This is a genomic window from Pimelobacter sp. 30-1, from assembly GCF_018831735.1.
GTDB lineage: Bacteria > Actinomycetota > Actinomycetes > Propionibacteriales > Nocardioidaceae > Nocardioides.
In genome coordinates this window covers 1-20701 of record NZ_NHTS01000013.1, presented here as the reverse complement: position 1 = coordinate 20701, position 20701 = coordinate 1, and the positions used below count along the sequence as shown (strand labels likewise).

17 protein-coding genes are annotated in these 20701 nt (G+C 73.2%); 10 read left to right on the top strand and 7 right to left on the bottom strand.

Annotation, left to right across the window (positions count from 1 at the left end; genetic code table 11):
* Positions 1–8 precede the first annotated feature (8 nt).
* From CCO04_RS25290 to CCO04_RS25265, 6 genes are all read left to right on the top strand, one after another.
* Positions 9–2945, top strand: coding sequence for a bifunctional [glutamine synthetase] adenylyltransferase/[glutamine synthetase]-adenylyl-L-tyrosine phosphorylase (locus CCO04_RS25290; protein ID WP_215816960.1), 2937 nt, complete (start codon positions 9–11; stop codon positions 2943–2945).
* 178 nt (positions 2946–3123) lie between these two features.
* A complete protein-coding gene (locus CCO04_RS25285) occupies positions 3124–3753 on the top strand; it encodes a hypothetical protein (RefSeq protein WP_215816959.1) in 630 nt (209 codons plus the stop codon).
* 210 nt (positions 3754–3963) lie between these two features.
* Entirely contained in the window at positions 3964–4923 is a 960-nt protein-coding gene (locus CCO04_RS25280) for an iron ABC transporter permease (protein WP_215816958.1), read from the top strand.
* A complete protein-coding gene (locus tag CCO04_RS25275; protein ID WP_215816957.1) occupies positions 4920–5954 on the top strand; it encodes an iron chelate uptake ABC transporter family permease subunit in 1035 nt (344 codons plus the stop codon). Before CCO04_RS25280 ends, CCO04_RS25275 begins: the two co-directional genes overlap by 4 nt.
* The gene (locus CCO04_RS25270) at positions 5951–6760 is read left to right on the top strand and encodes an ABC transporter ATP-binding protein (RefSeq protein ID WP_215816956.1); all 810 of its coding nucleotides are present in this window, start codon (positions 5951–5953) and stop codon (positions 6758–6760) included. The genes CCO04_RS25275 and CCO04_RS25270 overlap by 4 nt, the downstream gene beginning before the upstream one ends.
* A 53-nt stretch (positions 6761–6813) precedes the next feature.
* Complete coding sequence (locus tag CCO04_RS25265; protein ID WP_215816955.1) at positions 6814–7857, top strand: iron-siderophore ABC transporter substrate-binding protein; 1044 nt, start codon at positions 6814–6816, stop codon at positions 7855–7857.
* Positions 7858–7909: 52 nt separating this feature from the next.
* On the opposite strand, the gene CCO04_RS25260 is transcribed toward CCO04_RS25265, so the two are convergent.
* Positions 7910–8116 (bottom strand): hypothetical protein, encoded by a 207-nt coding sequence (locus CCO04_RS25260; protein ID WP_215816954.1) that lies wholly within the window; start codon positions 8114–8116, stop codon positions 7910–7912.
* Positions 8113–9528 (bottom strand): glycosyltransferase family 2 protein, encoded by a 1416-nt coding sequence (locus tag CCO04_RS25255; RefSeq protein WP_215816953.1) that lies wholly within the window; start codon positions 9526–9528, stop codon positions 8113–8115. Before CCO04_RS25255 ends, CCO04_RS25260 begins: the two co-directional genes overlap by 4 nt.
* 223 nt (positions 9529–9751) lie before the next feature.
* On the opposite strand from CCO04_RS25255, the gene CCO04_RS25250 reads away from it, so the two are divergent.
* Positions 9752–11431: a bifunctional diguanylate cyclase/phosphodiesterase gene (locus CCO04_RS25250; protein WP_215816952.1), complete on the top strand. Its 1680-nt coding sequence runs from the start codon at positions 9752–9754 to the stop codon at positions 11429–11431.
* 95 nt (positions 11432–11526) lie between these two features.
* On the opposite strand, the gene CCO04_RS25245 is transcribed toward CCO04_RS25250, so the two are convergent.
* On the bottom strand, positions 11527–12717 hold the full coding sequence (locus CCO04_RS25245; protein ID WP_215816951.1) for an acyl-CoA dehydrogenase family protein: 1191 nt from the start codon (positions 12715–12717) through the stop codon (positions 11527–11529).
* 9 nt (positions 12718–12726) lie between these two features.
* Positions 12727–13599, bottom strand: coding sequence for an oxygenase MpaB family protein (locus CCO04_RS25240; RefSeq protein WP_215816950.1), 873 nt, complete (start codon positions 13597–13599; stop codon positions 12727–12729).
* Between the two features lie 52 nt (positions 13600–13651).
* On the opposite strand from CCO04_RS25240, the gene CCO04_RS25235 reads away from it, so the two are divergent.
* Positions 13652–14248, top strand: coding sequence for a TetR/AcrR family transcriptional regulator (locus CCO04_RS25235; protein ID WP_215816949.1), 597 nt, complete (start codon positions 13652–13654; stop codon positions 14246–14248).
* On the opposite strand, the gene CCO04_RS30000 is transcribed toward CCO04_RS25235, so the two are convergent.
* The gene (locus CCO04_RS30000) at positions 14217–15638 is read right to left on the bottom strand and encodes a GGDEF domain-containing protein (RefSeq protein WP_215816948.1); all 1422 of its coding nucleotides are present in this window, start codon (positions 15636–15638) and stop codon (positions 14217–14219) included. The genes CCO04_RS25235 and CCO04_RS30000 overlap by 32 nt on opposite strands.
* 162 nt (positions 15639–15800) lie before the next feature.
* On the opposite strand from CCO04_RS30000, the gene CCO04_RS25225 reads away from it, so the two are divergent.
* Both CCO04_RS25225 and CCO04_RS25220 read left to right on the top strand, forming a co-directional pair.
* Positions 15801–18155 (top strand): molybdopterin cofactor-binding domain-containing protein, encoded by a 2355-nt coding sequence (locus CCO04_RS25225; RefSeq protein WP_215816947.1) that lies wholly within the window; start codon positions 15801–15803, stop codon positions 18153–18155.
* 10 nt (positions 18156–18165) lie between these two features.
* On the top strand, positions 18166–18648 hold the full coding sequence (locus CCO04_RS25220) for a (2Fe-2S)-binding protein (RefSeq protein ID WP_215816946.1): 483 nt from the start codon (positions 18166–18168) through the stop codon (positions 18646–18648).
* Between the two features lie 18 nt (positions 18649–18666).
* Here the strand turns inward: CCO04_RS25220 and CCO04_RS25215 are convergent, their stop codons facing one another.
* Positions 18667–20049: an L-serine ammonia-lyase gene (locus tag CCO04_RS25215; protein WP_215816945.1), complete on the bottom strand. Its 1383-nt coding sequence runs from the start codon at positions 20047–20049 to the stop codon at positions 18667–18669.
* Positions 20050–20053: 4 nt separating this feature from the next.
* Positions 20054–20701 (bottom strand): lipoyl synthase (locus CCO04_RS25210; protein WP_215816944.1); only part of this gene is annotated, 648 nt, incomplete at its 5' end.

Sequence of the window (20701 nt, the reverse complement as noted above, 5' to 3'; positions counted from 1 at the left end):
CCACGCCGATGCCCCGCGCCACCCCGCGCACCGAGCTCATCCGCCTCGGCTTCGTCGACCTCGACGGAGCCCAGACCGGGTTGGCCGAGCTCGGCCCGGGGGCGGCGGACCTGCTCGCCTACCTCGGCCGTACGGCGGACCCGGACGCCGCGCTGCGCGGGCTGGTCCGGCTCGCCGACGCGGCGGGGGAGCAGCAGGGCGAGGACGAGCGCGCCGCGCTGGTGCGTGCCGTGCGCGAGGACGAGGGCACCGCGATGCGGCTGCTGTCGGTCCTCGGCGCCAGCGCCGCGCTGGCCGAGCACCTCGGTCACCACCCGGAGCACTGGCGCGAGCTGACCGACCCGGCCCTGGGCTCGACCCGGCCGGCGGCGTACGCCATGCGGGCGGCGCTGCTCGACGCGGTCGCGGGGCTGCCCGACCGCGAGGCGGTCGACGCGCTGCGGGTGGAGTACCGCCGCCAGCTGCTCCGGCTCGCCGCGCGCGACCTGGCCCACGACCTCGCGGTCGACGATGCCGCCGCCGAGCTCTCCGACCTCGCCGCGGGCACGCTCGACGCGGCGCTCGCGGTGGCCCGGGCCCGGATCGGGGCCGACACGGAGGGTCCGCGCCTGGCCGTGATCGCGATGGGCAAGTGCGGCGGGCACGAGCTCAACTACGTCTCCGACGTCGACGTGATCTTCGTCCACGACGGCGACGAGCGGGTCGCCGCGCGGCTCGCGGCCCAGATGATGCAGGTCTGCTCCGACCACACCGCCGAGGGCACGATCTGGCCGGTCGACGCGGCGCTGCGCCCCGAGGGCAAGGCCGGTCCGCTGAGCCGCACGCTCAGCAGCCACCAGGCCTACTACGAGCGGTGGGCCGAGCAGTGGGAGTTCCAGGCGCTGCTCAAGGCCCGGCCGGTGGCCGGCGACCTGGCGCTGGGCCGGGAGTTCGTCGCGATGGTCGCGCCGATGGTGTGGTCGGCCGCCGACCGCGAGGGCTTCGTCGACGCCGCCCGCGCGATGCGCCGCCGGGTGCTCGACCACATCCCGGCCAAGGAGGCCGACCGCCAGCTCAAGCTCGGCGCCGGCGGGCTGCGCGACGTGGAGTTCGCCGTCCAGCTGCTCCAGCTCGTGCACGGCCGGGCCGACGAGCGGATCCGCCCCCCGACCACGCTGAGCGCGCTGGCCCGCCTCACCGAGAACGGGTACGTCGGCCGCGAGGACGGCGAGGCGCTGCACCGGGCCTACGCCTTCCTGCGCCAGCTCGAGCACCGCATCCAGCTCCACCGCCTCCAGCGCACGCACGTCGTCCCGGCCGACGAGGCGTCGCTGCGCCGGCTCGGCCGCAGCCTCGGCTTCCTCAAGGAGTCCGAGAAGCGGCTCGACGACACCTGGCAGCACCACCGCCGCGAGGTCAGCCGGCTGCACCAGAAGATCTTCTACCGCCCGCTGCTCTCCGCCGTCGCCCGGATCGGGTCCGACGAGGTGCGCCTCTCCTCCGAGGCCGCCGGTGCCCGTCTCTCCGCCCTCGGGTACGCCGACCCGGGCGCCGCCCTGCGCAACCTCGAGGCGCTGACCGCCGGGGTCTCGCGGACCGCGACCATCCAGCGCACGCTGCTGCCCGCGATGCTCCAGTGGTTCGCCGAGTGCCCCGACCCCGACGGCGGGCTGTTCGGCTTCCGCCGGATCAGCGAGGCGTTGGGCCGCACGCCCTGGTACCTCTCCACGCTGCGCGACGAGGGCGAGGCCGCCGAGCGGTTGGCCCACCTGCTCGGCACCTCGCGCTACTGCACCGACCTGCTGGAGCGCGAGCCCGCCGGGGTGCGCCTGCTCGCCGGGGACCTGACCCCGCTCGGCTCCGCGGCGCTCGTCGACGAGATGGTCGCCACCGCGCGGCGCCAGGAGGGCGGCGACAAGGCGGTCCGCGCGGTGCGCGGCGTCCGCCGGCGCGAGCTGCTGCGGATCGCGGCCGGCGACGTGCTCGGCCTCGTCGACGTGGCCGACGTCGGCTTCGCGCTCACCCGGCTCACCGACGCCACGCTCGAGGCGACCCTGCAGGTGGCCGAGCAGTCCGTGGCCGCCCAGCGCGGGCTCACCGCGGCGCCGACCCGGCTCGCGGTCATCGCGATGGGGCGCTACGGCGGCTTCGAGCTGTCCTACGGCAGCGACGCCGACGTGCTCTTCGTGCACGAACCGGTCGCGGGTGCCGACCCGCAGGAGGCGGCGTCGTACGCCCGGGCGGTGGCCGAGGAGCTGCGCCGGGTGCTCGGCGCCCCGGGCCCCGACCCGGCGCTCGTCGTCGACGCCGACCTGCGCCCCGAGGGCCGCAACGGCCCGCTGGTGCGCACCCTCGACGCCTATGCGGCCTACTACGCGAAGTGGTCGCACGTGTGGGAGGCCCAGGCGCTGCTGCGTGCCGATGCGGTCGTGGGCGACCCGGGCCTGCGCGAGCGGTTCACCGCGCTCATCGACCCGCTGCGCTACCCCGAGCAGGGACTCGACGAGGACGCCGTGCGCGAGGTGCGCCGGATCAAGGGCCGCGTCGACAAGGAGCGGCTGCCGCGCGGTGCCGACCCGGCCCTGCACCTCAAGCTCGGCCGCGGGGGACTGGCCGACATCGAGTGGACGGTCCAGCTGCTGCAGCTGCGCCACGGCGCCGCCGTACCGGGGCTCCGGACGGCGCAGACCCTCGCCGCCCTCGCCGCAGCCGCCGAGGCCGACCTGATCACCCACGAGGAGGCCGAGACCCTCGGCACCGGGTGGCGGATGGCGACCCGGGTCCGCAACGCGCTGCTCCTCGCGCGGGGCCGTCCGGGGGACCAGTTCCCGATGGCGACGCTGGAGCGCCGGGCCGTCGCGGCCATGCTCGGCTACCAGCTCGTCGAGACCGACCGGCTGCTCGACGACTACCTCCGGGTGACCCGTCGCGCCCATGCCGTGGTGGACCGCGTCTTCTGGGAGTGAGGTTTGCCAGGCCTCGCCCGCAGGCGCGATCGATATGTCATGATGTGCGGTGTCGGGCCGCGACCGACCCCCCCAGAGGTCGCGGCCCGACGCCCTTTTTCCGGACGTGCGTCTGGATTCTGCTCGGTCCGCCGCGCCCGGCGTTGACCCTCGCGAGGGCGGTGCCGAGGGTGGCCGCATGACGATCACGCGGAGCCTGCGCGGCCGGCTCGTCGCGGTCGCCTCGGTGGCCACGGTGCTGCTGACGGCGACGCCCCCGGCCCAGGCCTTCACGACCTACACGCCGACGGGCGGTCCGGCGGTCAACCTGGTCGGTACCGGCATCAGCCTGACCGACATCCCGAACGGCCAGACGATCACGTGCGCGTCGTTCACCATGGCCGGCGGGGTGAGCAGCCCCGGTCTCAGCCGCGCCTACCCGACCCCGGCGGTCAACCTGCCGACGCTGGCCAGCGCCGGCTGCACCAACACCTTCTGGGGTCCGGTCACCTTCGCGCTGGCCCCGACCTGGCGGCTCGCGATGACCGGCGACCCGAGCGGCGGGCTGTGGCCCGCACGGCTGAGCCAGGTCAAGATCAGCGGGAACGTCGCCGGGTGCGCCATCGAGGTCACCGGGGTCGTCGACGGCACCTTCGCGGTCGGCAGCCAGCGGTTCACCCCGGTCGCGGGGCCCTCCGGCCTCGGCGTCACGGCCGCGGTGGGCGGCGCTCCCTGCGTGGCGATCGACGTCGTCGTGGGCGACCCGGTCGCGGTCGGCGGCTACTGGACCAACACCGCGATGCCGCCGCTCGCCCTCGCCAACCCCTGAGCCCCGGCACACCGGCACCCGGCCGGGGGACCGGTCCGCCTGTGCGATGCTTAGGTAATGCAAACCTCACTTCGTGCGGGTGGCGGGGTGGAGCCACCCGCGTCCCCGGAGGCCTCGGCGCAGGCGTCACCGGAGCCGTCCCCGGAGGCGCCAGCCGGTCCGACGGGCCCGGCCGGGGCGGTCTGCACCGGCCGCGGCCGCAGGGTCGCCGTGATCGTCGCCGCCGTCGTGCTGCTCCTCGTGGCGGTCGCGCTCAGCCTCGCCCTCGGCGTGCGTGGCGTCGCCCTCCGCGAGACCTGGCAGGCCCTCGTCGACCCGGTCGCCGGGAACGTCGACCACGACGTGATCCGGGGGCAGCGGGTGCCGCGCACGATCATCGGCGTCCTGGCGGGAGCCGCGCTCGGCCTGGCCGGCGGTCTCGCCCAGGCGATCACCCGCAACCCGCTGGCCGACCCCGGACTGCTCGGCCTCAACGCCGGTGCCTCGCTCGGCATCGTCGTCGCGGCGACGGCGTTCGGCGTGGTCAACCCCGGTGTCTCGGTGTGGTTCGGCTTCCTCGGCGCCGCGCTCGCGTTCGTCCTCGTGTTCGCGATCGGGCACGGGCGCCCGGTGCACCTGGCGCTGGCCGGGGCGACCGTCACGGCGCTCATGGTGCCGATCTCGACGCTGCTGCTCTTCCGCGACGTCGACGCCTTCAACCAGCTGCGGTTCTGGTCGGTCGGCGCGCTCACCGGGCGTGACGTCGACGCGGTCGCCGGCCTGTGGCCCTTCCTGCTGGTCGGCCTGGTGCTGGCGCTCTTCGTCGCACACCGCCTCAACGGCCTCGCGCTCGGCGACGACGTCGCGGCCGCCCTCGGCCAGAGCGTCGGTACGACGCGCCTGCTGGCCGGAGTCGCGATCGTCGCGCTCGCCGGTGCCGCCACCGCGCTGGCCGGACCGATCGCCCTGGTCGGCCTCGTCGTGCCGCACGCGGCGCGGCGCCTGATCGGCCAGGACTACCGCTGGGTGGTGCCGCTGTGCGCGCTGCTCGGCCCGATCCTCCTCGTCGCGGCCGACATCATCGGCCGGCTGGTCCGCCAGGACGAGCTCGAGGCCGGTGTCGTCGCCGCGCTGATCGGTGCCCCGGTGCTGGTCGCGGTCGCCCGCGGACGACGGGTGGCGGGCCTGTGACCACGCTGACCACCCTGCCGCTGGTCCGGCTGCGCCGGCGCCGTCGTACCCGGGCGGGTGCGGTGGTGCTCGTCGGTCTCCTCGCCTGCCTCGTGCTGGTGCTGGTCAGCCTCAACATGGGCATGGCCGGCGTACCGCCCGAGCGGGCGCTGCCCGCGATCTTCGGGGTCGGCGACCGCTTCGACCTGCTCGTCGTGCAGAAGCTCCAGCTCCCGCGCGGGCTCGCCGCGATCCTGGCCGGGCTCGCGTTCGGCCTGGCCGGTGCGCTCTTCCAGTACACGCTGCGCAACAACCTCGCCAGCCCCGACATCCTCGGCATCTCCGGCGGTGCCTCGCTCGGCGCGATCACCGCCATCACCGCGTACGGCGCCACCGGGCTCGCGATCACCGGCTCGGCCCTGCTCGGCGGGCTCGCCACGGCGGTCGCGATCTGGGCGCTGGCCTGGCGCGGGGGACTGCACGGCATCCGGTTCGTGCTCGTCGGCGTCGGCCTGTCGTACGTCTGCGCCTCGCTCATCGCCTGGCGGCTCTCCGAGGCCGACCTGCGCGAGGGCGGGACGGTCCTGCTGTGGACCGTCGGCAGCGTGGCCGACATCCGCGACGGCATGCTCGGCCTGCTCGCGCTGGGCGTCGGTGTGCTGCTGGTGCTGGGCCTGATCGTGGGCCGCGACCTGCGTCCGCTCGCGCTCGGCGACGAGCACGCCAGCGGCCTCGGCGTCGCCCCCAACCGGGCCCGTGCGCTGGCGCTGCTGGTCGGGGTCGGCCTCGTCGCGCTCGCGACCGCGGTGGCCGGACCGATCGCCTTCGTCGCGCTCGTCTCGCCGGCCATCGCCCGCCGGCTGGTCGACGACGGCGGGGCCGCGCTGCTGCCCTCCGCGGTCGTCGGCGCCACCCTCACCCTCGCCGCCGACGTGGTCGGCCAGGCGGCGCCGTTCGGGCTCGACGCGCCCGTCGGCGTCGTCACCGGCCTGATCGGCGCGCCGTACCTCCTCTGGCTGCTCGCCCGCAGCGACCGAAAGGCGACCTCATGAGCACCGCGATCACCGCCACCGGGCTCTCGCTCGGCTACCGCAACCACCACGTGATCGAGAACCTCGACCTGGTCCTGCCCCCGGGCAAGGTCACCGCGATCGTCGGGCCCAACGCCTGCGGCAAGTCCACGCTGCTGCGCGGCCTGGCCCGGCTGCACCCCCACGCCGCGGGCAGCGTCACGGTCGACGGCCAGGACATCGGCGCGCTCTCGCGCAAGCAGCTCGCCCGGCTGATCGGCGTGCTGCCCCAGTCGTCGGTCGCACCGGACGGCGTCCGGGTGGCCGAGCTGGTCAGCCGGGGCCGGTTCCCGCACCAGGGCTGGTTCGGCCGCCACTCCAGCGACGACGACGTCGTCGTGATGCGTGCGCTCGAGGCCACCGGGGTCGCCGAGCTGGCCGAGCGCCGCCTCGAGGAGCTCTCCGGCGGCCAGCGCCAGCGGGTCTGGATCGCGATGGTGCTCGCCCAGGAGACCAGCGCGGTGCTGCTCGACGAGCCGACCACCTATCTCGACGTCACCCACCAGCTCGAGCTTCTCGACCTGCTGGCCGACCTCAACGCCGAGCGGGGGACCACCGTCGTGATGGTGCTCCACGAGCTCAACCACGCCGCGCGCTACGCCGACCACATGGTCGTCATGTCCGGCGGCCGGGTCGTCGGCGAGGGAGCGCCGGGGGAGGTGCTGACCGTGGCCTCGGTGCGCGACGCCTTCGGCCTCGACGCCGAGATCATCCCCGACCCGGTGACCGGCGGACCGCTCGTCGTCCCGCGGGGGCGTCCACGATCCGCCGCGATCGCGGCGTCCTGACCGACTACTGTTAGGTTACGCTTACCTAACCCCGAACCAACGAGGAGAGACGCGTGCGTACGACACGTGCCTTCCGCCGTGCGGCCGCCCTGGTGGCGGCCACGACGGCGGCCCTGGCCCTGACGGCCTGCGGCAGCGAGAACGACAAGGCGGCCGACGAGGGCAAGACCACCGGTGCGGCCACCGACAGCTTCCCGATCACGATCGAGAACGCCTACGGCGAGACCGTGATCAAGGAGGAGCCGAAGCGCGTCGCCACCTGGGGCTGGGGCTCGACCGAGGCCGCCATCGCCTCGGGCGTCTACCCGGTCGCCGTGGCCGAGCAGCTGTGGACCGTCGGCAAGGACAACCTCCTGCCCTGGGTCGAGGAGGCCTACGACAAGGCCGACGTCGAGCACCCGGCGCTCCTCACCGACGACGGCTCGGGCACCACCGTGCCCTACGACGAGTTCATCGCGGCCAAGCCTGACCTGATCCTCGCGCCCTACTCGGGCCTGACCGAGGAGCAGTACAAGACGCTCAGCGACATCGCCCCGGTCGTCGCCTTCCCCGAGGGTCCCTGGACCACGCCGTGGGACGAGACCATCAGCATCACCGCCAAGGCCCTCGGCCGCAGCGCGCAGGGCGAGAAGATCCTCGGCGACATCGACACCTTCTTCGCCGACGAGGCCAAGAAGCACCCCGAGTTCGCGGGCAAGACGATCGCCGGCATCTGGGCCAGCCCCAACGCGCTGTCGATCTACACCGCCCTCGACCCGCGCGTGGCGATCATGGCCAAGCTCGGCTTCGAGGTGGCGCCCAGCGTGGCCAAGCTCGACAGCTCCAAGGGCGGCTTCTTCTTCGAGATGAGCTACGAGAAGGCCGACGAGCTCGACGCCGACGTGATCATCAGCTACCACGACAACGACGACGAGGCCGCGGCCATGCTCAAGGACCAGAAGGCCCTGGCCATCCCCGCGGTCAAGAGCGGCTCGGTCGCCCAGGTCGTCGGCCGGGTCAACGTCTCGTCGGTCTCGCCGCCGACCGCGCTGAGCTACAACTGGAAGGACGGCCTGCCGTCCCTCATCGACACGCTCGCCGGCGTCGTCGCCAAGTAGCCCGGAGGCAGCACCTCCCCGCATCCACCCGCCGACGGGTCCGCGCTGCGCGTCAGCGCGGCCCGTCCGGGTGGATGCTGCGCGTCTCGGCCCGTTCGTAGGTGCGCGGCAGGTGGTCGCGGACGTAGACCTTGGGCAGCGCCTTGGCGATCGACAGCGCCACGTAGATGACGGTGTTGATCGCCACGAACGCGGCGAGGATGCCGAACGCGTGGCTGCGCACCAGCGCCTCGGGGAGGAGGATGCCGAGGCTGGTCATGAGTCCGCCCGGAGGCCGTGCGGGGTGGCGACCACGTGCTTCCACGTGGCGGTGCGGCCCAGCGACATGTCGATGATGCCCTTCAGGTAGACGATGTCGAGGAAGAGCGCGTAGAAGAGCTCGGGGAACAGCGTCGCCGCGAGCAGCCGGGCGCGCCAGCCGCCCTTCCAGACCGTGACGATCCGCTCGACGGTGAAGATCAGGCCCGTGCCGAGCCAGAACGGGAACCACACCCAGGTGTCGAACGACAGCGCCATGAGCGCCATGAGCAGCAGGTAGGCGCCGAGCGCGATGACGCCGTAGCCGATGCCGAGCTGCTGGGCCCAGTAGCGGAAGGTCGCCGGGCGCATGCCGTACTCGCCGAGGTTCTCCAGGGCGCCGCGCTGCCAGCGCAGCCGCTGGGCCCACAGGGTGCGCCAGGTGGGCATCACCTCGGTGACCACGGTGCAGTCGCTGGGGGAGATGACCAGGCCCCCGAGGGTCTTGAGGGCCAGGGTGATCTCGTTGTCCTCGGTCAGCACGAGGGTGTCGTAGACATCGCCCGGTACGCCGGGCAGGATCCGGCCCCGCTCGGCGGCGACGGTGCGCAGCGCGCGTGGCCGGAACACCGTCGCGGTGCCGGTCAGCACGAAGACCCGGCCCCGGCGGCGCTGGAGGTCGCGGGCGTAGCGGGTGTACTCGTTGCGCTGGAACTGGCCGATCAGGCCCTTGCCGTCCTCGCCGTAGAACAGCCCGCCGATCGCCATGAGCGCGCGGTCCTCGCTCATCCGGCGCACGACGGAGTCGAGGAAGCCGGCGTCGAGCACCGTGTCGGCGTCCATCACCATGACCAGGTCGTTCTCGCCCTGGCCGGGCAGCAGGTCGCGCAGCGCCTGGTTGAGCCCGCCGGCCTTCTTGTGCTCGTTGGCGACGGTCGCGAAGACCTCGGCGCCGCCGGCCCGGGCGATCGCCGCGGTGTCGTCGGTGCAGTTGTCGGCCACGACGACCACCCGCTCGGGAGGCCGGGACTGGGCGAAGAGCGAGGCCAGGGTGGCGCCGATGCTGGCGGCCTCGTTGTGGGCCGGGACCAGCACGGTCAGCGTGACGGGGCCGTGGAAGACCCCGCGGGTCTCGGTCATGACGTGCTTGGGCGCGAGCGGCAGGCGCTCGCCGTCCTCGCTGCGGCGGGCGCGGTTGGCGATGCGCCGCTCGAGCAGCGCGACGCCGGCGGCGAAGAGCAGCGCGAGCCCGGCGGCCGCGCTCAGGGTCGGCACGCTGGGTGCCTCGGTGTCGTAGAGCAGGTGCCAGGCACCCAGGACCAGGCCGTCCGCTGGTCGTTCCTCACGTCCTGGGGTCCCCGAGACCGACCACCAGAGCAGTCCTGCTCCGGCCGCGGCGGTCCCGAAGATCAGCAGGCCGACGGCTCGCTGCAATCCGCGCACGGTTTTCCCTCCCTCTCGTCGCCACCTGGCACGTCCCTCCACGTTCGAGACTAGGCAATTCCGGCGCCGGGCCGCAGCCGGAGCCTGCGGAACCGACCGTTCGGCAGACCGGGCCGGGACGAAGGTCCCGATCTCCTTCGGTCCCTCCCGTTCCGGCCGATGGACGAGCACAGGCAGGTGGGCCGGGCCACCGCCCGGACCGGACGGAGGAGCGATGGAGTCCCGCACGGAGGGGGCTGCGCTGCGGCGCTCGATCCTGGACACCCTGCCGTTCAGCATCATCGCCACGGACGCACGCGGCCGGATCGTGACGGTCAACCCGGCGACCGCGGCGTTGCTCGGCTACGACCACGACGAGCTCGTCGGAGCTCCGCTCACCGTCGTCGACGGCGCCCGTCGCCGGCTGTACCCGGACGGCGCGCCGGCGCTCGCGGACGCGGGCGGCCACGACATCGAGTGGGTCTACCGCCGGCGCGACGGCACGAAGGTCCCCGTGCAGGAGGCGATCGTCCCGCTCGACGGGGAGGACGGCGTGGAGCCGGGCTTCCTGGTCGTCGCCTACGACATCACGCACCGGGCGCAGACCCGCGACCACGTGGAGCACCTCGCGACCCACGACAGCCTGACCAACCTGCCCAACCGCTCGCTGCTGCTGCGCCACCTGGAGGGGGCGCTGGAGCGGGCCCAGCAGACCTCGCTGCACCTGGCGCTCGTCCTGCTCGACCTCGACCACTTCAAGCGGATCAACGACTCACTGGGCCACCACATCGGTGACGAGCTGCTCGTGGTGGTGGCCGAGCGGCTGCTCGCCTGGACCCGGGCGGGGGACCTGGTCGCGCGCCTCGGCGGCGACGAGTTCGCGATCGTGCTCCACGACGTCCCGCCGTACGCCGACCTGGAGCGCCGCCTCGAGGAGCTCATGGTCGACGTGCTCGCCCCGGTCGTCGTGCACGGCTACGAGCTGGCGGTGACGGGCAGCATCGGCGGGATCCGCTATCCCGCGGACGGCGAGGACCCGGCGACCCTGCTCAAGCACGCCGACATCGCGATGTACGAGGCCAAGGCGGCCGGGCGCAACGCCGTACGCTGGTTCGAGGCGGGCATGCTCAAGGACGACGACGGCCGGCTCGCGCTCTCGGCCGCGCTGCGCCAGGCGCTGGAGCAGGGCGAGCTCTCGCTGGCCTACCAGCCGCAGCTCGACCTCGCGACCGGCAAGGTGGTCGGCGTCGAGGCGCTCGCCCGCTGGACGAGCCCCACGCTGGGCCCGGTGCCCCCGGACCGGTTCATCCCGGTCGCCGAGGACGGCGGCATGATCACCCACCTCGGCAACTGGGTGCTGCGCACCGCGTGCGAGGCGCTCGTGCGGATGCAGGAGGAGCTCGGTCACCCGCTGCGGCTCGCGGTCAACGTCTCGCCGCGCCAGCTCCAGGCCCGGGCGTGGCTGGACGAGATCGCCGACGCGATCGCGACCGCGGGCATCGCCCCGGCCCAGCTCGAGGTCGAGATCACCGAGGGCCTGCTCATCGAGGACCACGGCGACGTCGTCGCGATGCTGGAGTCACTGCGCTCGCTGGGCGTCTCGATCGTGGTCGACGACTTCGGCCGCGGCTACAGCAGCCTGGCGTACCTGACGAAGTTCCCCATCGACAAGATCAAGATCGACCGCTCCTTCATCTCCGAGATCACCTGCGCCGACACCGACGCCGCGATCGTCGACGCGATCATCGTGATGGCGCACGCGCTCGGCATGACCGTCGTGGCCGAGGGGGTCGAGACCGCGGTGCAGGAGCGCTACCTGCGCGAGCGCGGGTGCGACGAGGTGCAGGGCTACCGCTACAGCCCCGGCGTCGCGGTCGACGACGTCGTGCAGGTGACCCGGGCGTTGTCAGGCTGAGGTTCCGGCCCGACGAAGTGCGGGGGTTGCTGCACCGAGGTCCCGTTCTCGGTGCAGCAACCCCCGCACTTCGCGGCAGCAACCGCCGCACTTCGTCAGTAGCTCTTCGGCAGCCCCAGCATCGCGGTGCCGATGTGGGCCAGGACGAGCTCCTCGGCGACCGGGATGTTCTTGGCGATCCGGGCGTCGCGGAAGATCCGCTCGATGGGGTACTCCTTGGAGTACGCCATCCCGCCGAGGGTCTGGAAGGCCTGGTTGGCGGCCTCCCAGCCGACCTGGGCCCCGGTCAGCTTGGCGACGTTGGCCTCGTTGCCGCACGGGCGGCCCTGGTCGAAGAGCCAGGCGGCCTGGTAGGTCATCAGCCGGCCGAGCTCGGTCTTGGCCTTGATCTGGGCGAGCGGGAACTGCAGGCCCTGGTTGGCGCCGATCGGGCGGCCGAAGACCTCGCGCTCGCGGGCGTAGTCGCAGGCGATGCGCAGCGCGGCGTCCGCCGTACCGATGCCTCCGGAGGCGGCGAGGATGCGCTCGGGGTTGAGCACGTCCCACAGCACCGCGAAGCCTGCGTCGACCTCGCCGATCACGTTGGCCGCCGGCACCCGGACGTCGTCGAGGAAGACCTGGCTGGACTGCAGGATGTTGCTGCCCATCTTGGGGATCGGCGTGTACGACAGCGTGCCCGCGGCGAGCGCCTCCTTGACGTCGACCAGGAACAGTGTGAAGCCGGCGGTGCGCGGCAGGCCGCGCTCGCGCGTCTCGGCCGCGGGGACGGTGCGGGTGACCGCGACCATCCAGTCGGCGTTCTCGACGTTGGAGATCCAGACCTTCTGGCCCTTGATGACGAACTCGTCGCCGTCGCGGCGCGCGGCGGTCTTGATCTCGATGGCGTTGCTGCCGGCGTCGGGCTCGGTGAGCGCGAGGCAGAACTGGAGCTCGCCGGTGGCCAGGCCGGGCAGGATCCGCTGCTTCTGCTCGTCGGTGCCGTGCCGGCTCAGTGTCATCGCCCCGAAGCCGGGGGTGGTGACGTAGAAGAACGTGCCGGCCACGCCGCCGGACGCGCACAGCGTCATGTTGGCGACCGCCAGCTCGAGCAGACCCTGGCCGCCACCGCCGTACTCCTCGGGGATGCAGAGCCCGAACCAGCCGCCGTTGCCGAGGTCGTCGAAGACCTCCTGGGGGAAGCGGTGCTGCTCCTCGCAGCGCGACCAGTAGGCGTGGTCGTACTTGGCGGCCACGGCGGCGACGCCCTCGCGGACGGCGAGCGCGCTCTCGGGCAGGTCGAAGTCCATCAGGCTCCTTCAGACGAGGGGACGGCGGAACCGGCGGCGCAGCCGGGTGTCGGCGAGCCACAGGTTGAACGGGAAGATCCGCAGCGGGCGGGGGAGCAGCCGCTCGAACCGGCCGAAGAGCCGCATCAGCCGCTCGAAGCGGGCCTGCTGGCGCGTGCTCCAGGGCAGCCCCATCGCCTCGCGGAAGGGCGGCGGCAGGAAGCCGGTGGTCACGAAGACGAGGAACGGCGCGAGCAGCCGGAAGGGCCGGGGGAAGTTGCGCAGGGTCGTCAGCTCCAGCAGGTACGACGCCACGGCGGGGTCGATGTCGACCTCGGCGAGCGACTCCTCCCAGTAGCGGTCGAAGGCCCCGCGGTCGGCCGGCCACGCCTCGGCCGGCATCTGCAGCGTGGTGCCGAAGCGCGCGCAGTGCAGGTAGAGCGCGTCGGCCTCGGCGTCGGGGAGCGGCCCGTGCATCTTGTCGATCATGTCGACGGTGCCGTAGTAGAGGCAGGCGGCGACCCAGGTCTGGAGCCGCGGGTCCATCGCGCGGTACTCGACCTTCTCGCCGGGGCGCGAGTAGACCTGGGCGTGCTGCTTGTTGACCGCCTGGCGGAAGGCGGTGCGATCGGTGTCGTCGCCGAGCAGTGCGACGGCGAGGTAGGTGAACGTCGTGCGGCCGCGCTTGAAGGGCCGCTTCATCGCCGAGCCGTCGTGGACCCGGCTGTTCATCACGCCGTGGCCGACACCCGGCCAGCTCAGCTGGAGGATCACGTTGGCGGGACCGGCGAGGTGGGCGCCGAGACCGGAGACGTGGTCGCGCATGTCGAAGCCGGCGGGCACGGGCAGGTCGCGTGGCTTGCGCGCGGGCGGTGACGCTGCGGAGGGAGCGGTGGAGGTCACGCCGTCCACGCTAGCCTGTTGTTGGCACGCTGCCAATAGTAGGGTGCGGGTCATGACCGCAGCAGCGAACCGGCGCCGGCTCCCGCCCGACGAGCGGCGCGAGCAGATCCTGGCCGCCGCCGAGCGGCTGTTCGCCGAGCGTCCGTACGCCGAGGTGGCGACCACCGGCATCGCCCGCGAGGCGGGGGTCGCGCGCGGGCTGCTCAACCACTACTTCGGCGACAAGCGCGCCCTCTACCTCGAGGTGGTCCGCCGGGCCGCGCTGCTGCCGACGCTCGAGGACGTCCCGCTGCCGACCGGCTCGCTGGAGGAGCGCGTCGAGGTCGCGGTGACATGGTTCCTCGGCTCGATCACGCCCGAGCGGGCGACGTACCTGACGGTGCGGGCGGCGGAGGGCGTGGGTGAGGACGCCGAGATGCGCGCCATCCTCGACGAGGCCCACGACCTCGCGGCCCGCCGGGTGCTGGAGATGGTGGGCGGCGATCCGGCCGATCGCGCGGCCCGGGCCACGGTCCGGGCGTACGGCGAGCTGGCCCGCGGCGCGATCCGGGAGTGGTCGCGCGACGGCGCGCTCACCCGCGACCAGGCGCACCTGCTGCTGCGCGAGGCGCTGCTGGTCATCGTGCGAGCGGTGCTCCCACGACTCTGAGCGCGCGGGCGCTGCCGGGCCGGCCGGGCGCGGCCCGCTTGACGTCGTACATGGCCTGGTCGGCGCGGGCCAGCAGGCTGCGCGGGCTCTCGCTGCGCTCGGAGACGGCGGTGCCGACGCTCGCCGTGATCCGGTCGTACGGCGCGTCGGAGGCCTGGCCGTAGGGGAGCGCCACCTGGGCCCGCACCTCGTCGGCGTACCGCTCCAGGTCGGCGGGCCCGCCGAGTCGCGGGCGCAGGACGACGAACTCGTCGCCGCCGACCCGGGCCACGGTGTCCTCCGGCCCGGCCGTCTCGGTGAGCCGGCGGGCGATCTCGACGAGGAGCAGGTCGCCCTCCTGGTGCCCCCAGGCGTCGTTGACCGACTTGAAGCCGTTGAGGTCGAGCCCGACCACCCCCACCGTGCCGGGGGCGCCCTGGGCGAGCGCCGCCTCCAGCCGCTCGGTGAGCAGGGTGCGGTTGGCGAGCCCGGTCAGCGGGTCGTGCAGCGCCAGGTGGCGCAGCTCGCTGATGAGCGCGTTGCGCGAGTCGCGGAACAGCGCGAGGCTCAGCACCACCAGCGTCAGGCTGCCGATCATGCCCTGCGCGAGCAGCGCCTGGTTCTCGGCGGGCAGACCCTGCAGCGCGCCGAGGTCGAGCAGCGTCCCGACCAGCACGCACACCGCGGCGGCGGCCAGGAACAGCGTGCTCGTGGTGGTCGAGTAGCGCAGCGAGACCCACATCGCCGGCAGCATGATGGCGAAGGCGATCGGCTCGCCCGGGTTGACCCAGAAGACCCGGCCGAACACGGCGAGCGTGACGACCACGCACGCGACGGTCTCGGCGACCCGTGGCCCGGTGATCACCGGGCGGCGCCAGCGGGCGTCCTGGAGCCGGAGCACGAGGGCGACCCCGGCCAGCGCGGTGACACCGTTGCGCACCGCGAAGAGCGCGAACGTCTGCACCAGGCCGTCGTGCCCGGCGTGCGCGAGGTAGGCGACCGCGAGGGCCGCGGAGCAGACCGTCCCGGTGCTCACCGCCACCACGAGCCGGGCCAGGTCGGCGGGCTCGCGCAGCACCGCCGTACGACGCCCGGGGGTGAGCAGGAGCGCGGTGACCGCCGCGAGCACGGCGTTGACGCCGGTGAACCACGCGGCCAGGCCCACCGTGGCCCCGGTCGCGAGGGTCGCGGCGAAGTTCGTCAGGCACAGCAGCACCGCGTGGGGCACCGCCCGGCGTGGCCCCAGTCCGCGGGCGTGGAGCGCCCAGAGCACGCTGATGGCCGCGGCGGGCCACACCAGCGCGACCTCGCCGTGGTCGACGCGCACCGCCCGGCCGGCCACCACGGCCAGTGCCTCGGCCGCGGCGAAACCCAGCGCGGGCAACGCTGCCCGGACGAGGCGTCGTGCCACGGTGCTGCTCCGTTCGGATGGATGGGGGTGCACCGCTTCGATCGGCCGTCTGCGGCCGGATCGGAGGACTTCGCGGCCGCCGGAGGCTCGCGTGACCAACCTTCGACCAATCTCCGTTTGCTCTGCTGTGCGGACCGCCACTCTCACTCGGGGAGATCGTTCATGGGGAACCTTCCGGCGCGCACTTCCGCGCGCACCACCAGCTCGTCGCACCGGTCGCCCGGGCACCTCAGCCGCCGCTCCTTCGTCGGCTACGTCCTCGGCGGCACCGGCCTCGTCGTCGCCGCCGACCTCACGCTCGGCTCCGCGCCGGCGCACGCCCTGCCGATCCCGTCGGTGCCGCAGGTGCCCGAGATCTACGACCTCAACGACTTCCTCACCCACTGCGCGCTGCCGACCTCGGCGCTGGTCGCGATCCACGTCGACGACCAGGGTGACGCGCACTTCGCGCTGCCGCGGATGGAGGTCGGCCAGGGGATCACCACCTCGACCGCGATGATCATCGCCGACGAGCTGGACCTGCCGCTCGACCGCGTCCACGTCACGCTGGCGCCGGCCCGGCCCGAGCTGCTGTTCAACCAGCTGACCGGCGGCTCCAACACCACCATCTCGACGTACACCCCGATCCGGGTGGCGGCCGCCGTGGCCCGCAAGGCGCTGCTCGAGGCGGCCGCGATCGAGCTCGGTGCGCTGGTCGAGACGCTCGTGGTCAAGGCCGGCACGATCTTCGACAGCCTCGGCTCGTCGCTGACCTACGGCCAGGCGGCCACGCTGGCGGCGCCGCCGACGACGCGCCGGGTCCGGGTCTCGCTCAAGGCCGCGGCCGAGCAGCGGCTCGTCGGTACGCCGCAGCGGCGCGTCGACGCGCTCGACGCGGTCACCGGCCGCAAGCAGTACGCGATGGACCTCGACGTCCCCGGTGCGCTGCCGACCATGGTCTGCCGCCCGCCCGGCCTCAACGGCTCGGTCCGGGAGGTCCGCAACCGGGCCGCGGTCCTGGCGCTGCCCGGCGTCACCCATGTCGCGGTGATCCCGACCGGGGTCGCCGTACGGGCTCGGACGTTCGGCCAGTGCATCGACGCCGTCCGGGCGCTCGACGTCGCCTGGAAGGCCGGGTCGGTGCCCGGCAAGTCGGCCGACGACATCGCTCTGGAGCTGCGCCGCGCCCAGCTGCCGCTCGCGGTGCCCAAGCTCGGCGCGACCACGGTCGAGGGTGACTTCACCTTCCACTTCCGTAGCGGCTCGGCGCTCGAGCCCAACTGCGCGATCGCCGACGTCCGCGACGGCAGCGCCACGATCTGGGGCGGGCTGAAGTCGCCGATCGATGCCCAGTCCAAGGTCGCCAGAGCGCTCGGGCTGCCGCAGCGCAAGGTGACGGTCAACGTGGTCCAGGGTGGCGGCTCGTTCGGCCGCAAGCTCTTCAGCGACGCCGCGATCGAGGCCGCGCAGGCGTCGCGGGCGTTCGGCGTCCCGGTCAAGCTCATGTGGCACCGTGCCGACGAGCCGCGCCAGGGTCGGGTGCACCCGATGGCGACCTCGCGGGTCCGGGCCACGGTGCTGCTCGGCAGCGTGGTCACCTTCGAGCAGCGGCACACCTCGGTCTCGACCGACTTCACCCACGGGCTCGGCGAGCGGCTCACCGCCGAGGTGGCCGCGCTGCCGACGGGGCTGGCCAACCTGGGGTTCTCCGAGACGATCTTCCTGCTCAGCCAGGAGCTGCCCTACAACTTCGGGGTCGTCACCCAGCTGCTCAACGAGTCGAACAACGACGTCGACCGGTTCAACACCAGCTCGGTGCGCAACATCTACTCACCCGACGTCCGCACGGCCAACGAGCTCATCGTCGACCAGCTCGCGGCCCGGCTCCGGCAGGACCCGGTCGAGTTCCGCCGCCGCCACCTCAAGAGCCGGGTGGTCAAGCGGGTGCTCGCCCGGGCCGCCGAGCTGGGGGAGTGGGGCCGATCGATGCCCGCGGGCACGGCCCAGGGCATCGCGATCCACAAGGAGTACAAGGGCGCGACCGCCGTCCTGGTCGAGATCGACTGCCGGCCCGCGACCGTGGACCGCACGGTCCGCGACGCCGTCACCGGGCCCCGGGTCACCAAGGCGATCGTGGTCGTCGACTGCGGTCTCGTGGTCAACCCGCTGGGGGTCGAGGCCCAGATGATGGGCGGCTTCTCCGACGGCATGGCCCAGGCGCTGACCTACGGCAACCACCTCGTCGACGGGCACTTCCTGGAGGCCAGCTGGGACAACTCGGCCTACACCCGGCAGTGGAACACGCCCCCCGACTTCCGCTGCGAGGTGATGGAGTCCGACCGGCGCGAGCCCGGCGGCATCGGCGAGGCCGGCGTCGCCGCCTCGATGGCCGCCGTCGCCTGCGCCTACGCGCGGGCCACCGGGACGATGCCCACCGAGTTCCCGATCAACTTCCGCGCCCCGCTGCACTTCGAGCCCAAGCCCTTCGTCCCCTCCGTCCCCGAGTCGCCGGTCGACGGCCTCGACCACCTCTCCTGAGGAGCCCGCGATGCCGAAGCACACCTTCCAGCTCAACGGCGAGACCGTCACCGTCGACGTCGAGGACGACGTCCGGATCCTGTGCGTCCTGCGCGACGTCCTCGGCGTCACCGGGCCCAAGTACGGCTGCGGGATCAACGTCTGCAAGGCCTGCACCTCCCACCTCAACGGCAAGGCGTTCAACCCGTGCTCGGTGCGGGTCCAGGACGTCGGCCCCGACGACGAGATCACCACCATCGAGGGGCTGGCCGACACCGCGCCCGGCGACGGCCTGCACCCGATGCAGGAGGCGTGGCTGGAGCACGACGTCGCCCAGTGCGGCTACTGCCAGCCGGGCCAGATCATGGCCGCGGTCGCCCTCGTCCACCGGGTCCGCAAGGAGGGGCGGGCGATCACCGAGGACGACCTCGACGCCCTCCGCAACGTGTGCCGGTGCGGCACCTACCCGCGGATCCGGCAGGCGATCCGGACCGGGGCCGAGCGCATGGGCTGAGCGCGTGGGCTGAGGGGCTCAGCACTCGATGACGTTGACGGCGAGGCCGCCGCGCGAGGTCTCCTTGTACTTCGTCATCATGTCCCGGCCGGTCTCGCGCATGGTCTTGAGCGCCTTGTCGAGGCTGACCTTGTGCGAGCCGTCGCCGTGGCTGGCCATCCGGGCCGCGTTGATCGCCTTGACCGAGGCGATCGCGTTGCGCTCGATGCACGGGATCTGGACCAGTCCGCCGACGGGGTCGCAGGTCAGGCCGAGGTTGTGCTCGATGCCGATCTCGGCGGCGTTCTCGACCTGGGCCGGCGTACCGCCGATCACCTCGCACAGCGCCCCGGCCGCCATCGCGCACGCCGAGCCGACCTCGCCCTGGCAGCCCACCTCGGCGCCGGAGATCGAGGCGTTCATCTTGGCCAGGATGCCGATCGCCGCGCCGGTCAGCAGGAAGCGCGCGATGCCGTCGTCGACCTCGTCCTGCGGGCGCCCGGCGGCCACGAAGCGCACCCAGTAGTGCAGCACCGCGGGGACGATGCCGGCCGCGCCGTTGGTCGGCGCGGTGACGACCCGGCCGCCCGAGGCGTTCTGCTCGTTGACGGCGAGGGCGTAGAGGTTGACCCAGTCCATGACGTCGAACGGATCGGTGCCGCCGCGCGCGCAGAGGCTCGTGTACAGCTCGGGCGCGCGCCGCGGGACCTTGAGCCCACCCGGCAGCACGCCCTCGCGGTGACAGCCCTCGTCGACGCACGCCGCCATCACGCGCCAGATCTCCAGCAGCCCGGCCCGGACGTCGGCCTCGGAGCGCCAGGTGAGCTCGTTGGCGAGCATGACGTCCGAGATGCTCATGTCCTCGCGCGCGCAGACGGCGAGCAGCTCGGCACCGGTGCTGAAGGGGTACGGCAGCACGGTCTCGTCGGCGACCACCCGGTCGGCACCGGCCTGGTTCTCGTCGACCACGAAGCCGCCGCCCACCGAGTAGTAGGTGCGGGCACGCAGCTCGGCGCCCGCGGCGTCGTACGCGGTGAAGATCATGCCGTTGGGGTGCGCGGGCAGCGACTTGCGCCGGTGCATGACGACGTCGTCGGCCTCGAAGCGGACGGGGTGGCTGCCGGCCAGCCGCAGCTCCTGGCGGTCGAGGATCGCGGCCACCCGGGCGTCGTACGTCGTGGTGTCGGTGGTCGCGGGATCGTCCCCCTCGAGCCCGAGGATGACGGCCTTGACCGAGCCGTGCCCGTGCCCGGTCGCGCCGAGCGAGCCGAAGAGCTCGGCCCGGACCCGGGCGACGGTGCCGATCTCGCCGTCGTCGGCGAGACCCTCGGCGAAGATCCGGGCCGCGCGCATCGGTCCGACCGTGTGCGACGACGACGGCCCGATGCCGATCGAGTAGAGGTCGAAGACGCTCAGCGCCACGTGATCACCGGCTTCTGCGTTCCATGGCTCGACGGTACAACCGTCCGGCGCGGTAGGAGGAGCGCACGAGGGGGCCGGAGAGGACGCCGCTGAAGCCGATCTCGTCGGCCTCGGTGGCGAGCTCGACGAACTCCTCGGGCTTGACCCACCGCTCCACGGGGTGGTGACGCGGGCTGGGCCGCAGGTACTGCGTGATCGTGACCAGCTCACAACCCGCCTCGTGCAGGTCGCGCAGCGCCTGGGAGACCTCCTCGCGGGTCTCGCCCATGCCCAGAATCAGGTTGGACTTGGTGACGAGTCCGAAGGCCCGGGCCTGGGTCAGCACGTCGAGCGAGCGCTCGTAGCGGAACGCGGGCCGGATGCGCTTGAAGATCCGCGGCACCGTCTCCACGTTGTGGGCCAGGACCTCGGGGCGCGACTCGAAGACCTCGGTCAGCAGCTCGGGTCGGCCGTTGAAGTCCGGGATGAGGTTCTCGACGCCGGTGTCGGGGTTGAGGTCGTGGATCGCGCGGACGGTCGCGGCGTAGAGCCAGGCGCCGCCGTCGGGGAGGTCGTCGCGGGCGACGCCGGTGATGGTGGCGTACTTGAGTCCCATGGTCTGGACGGATTCGGCGACGCGGCGGGGTTCGTCGCGGTCGAGGGCCTGGGGCTT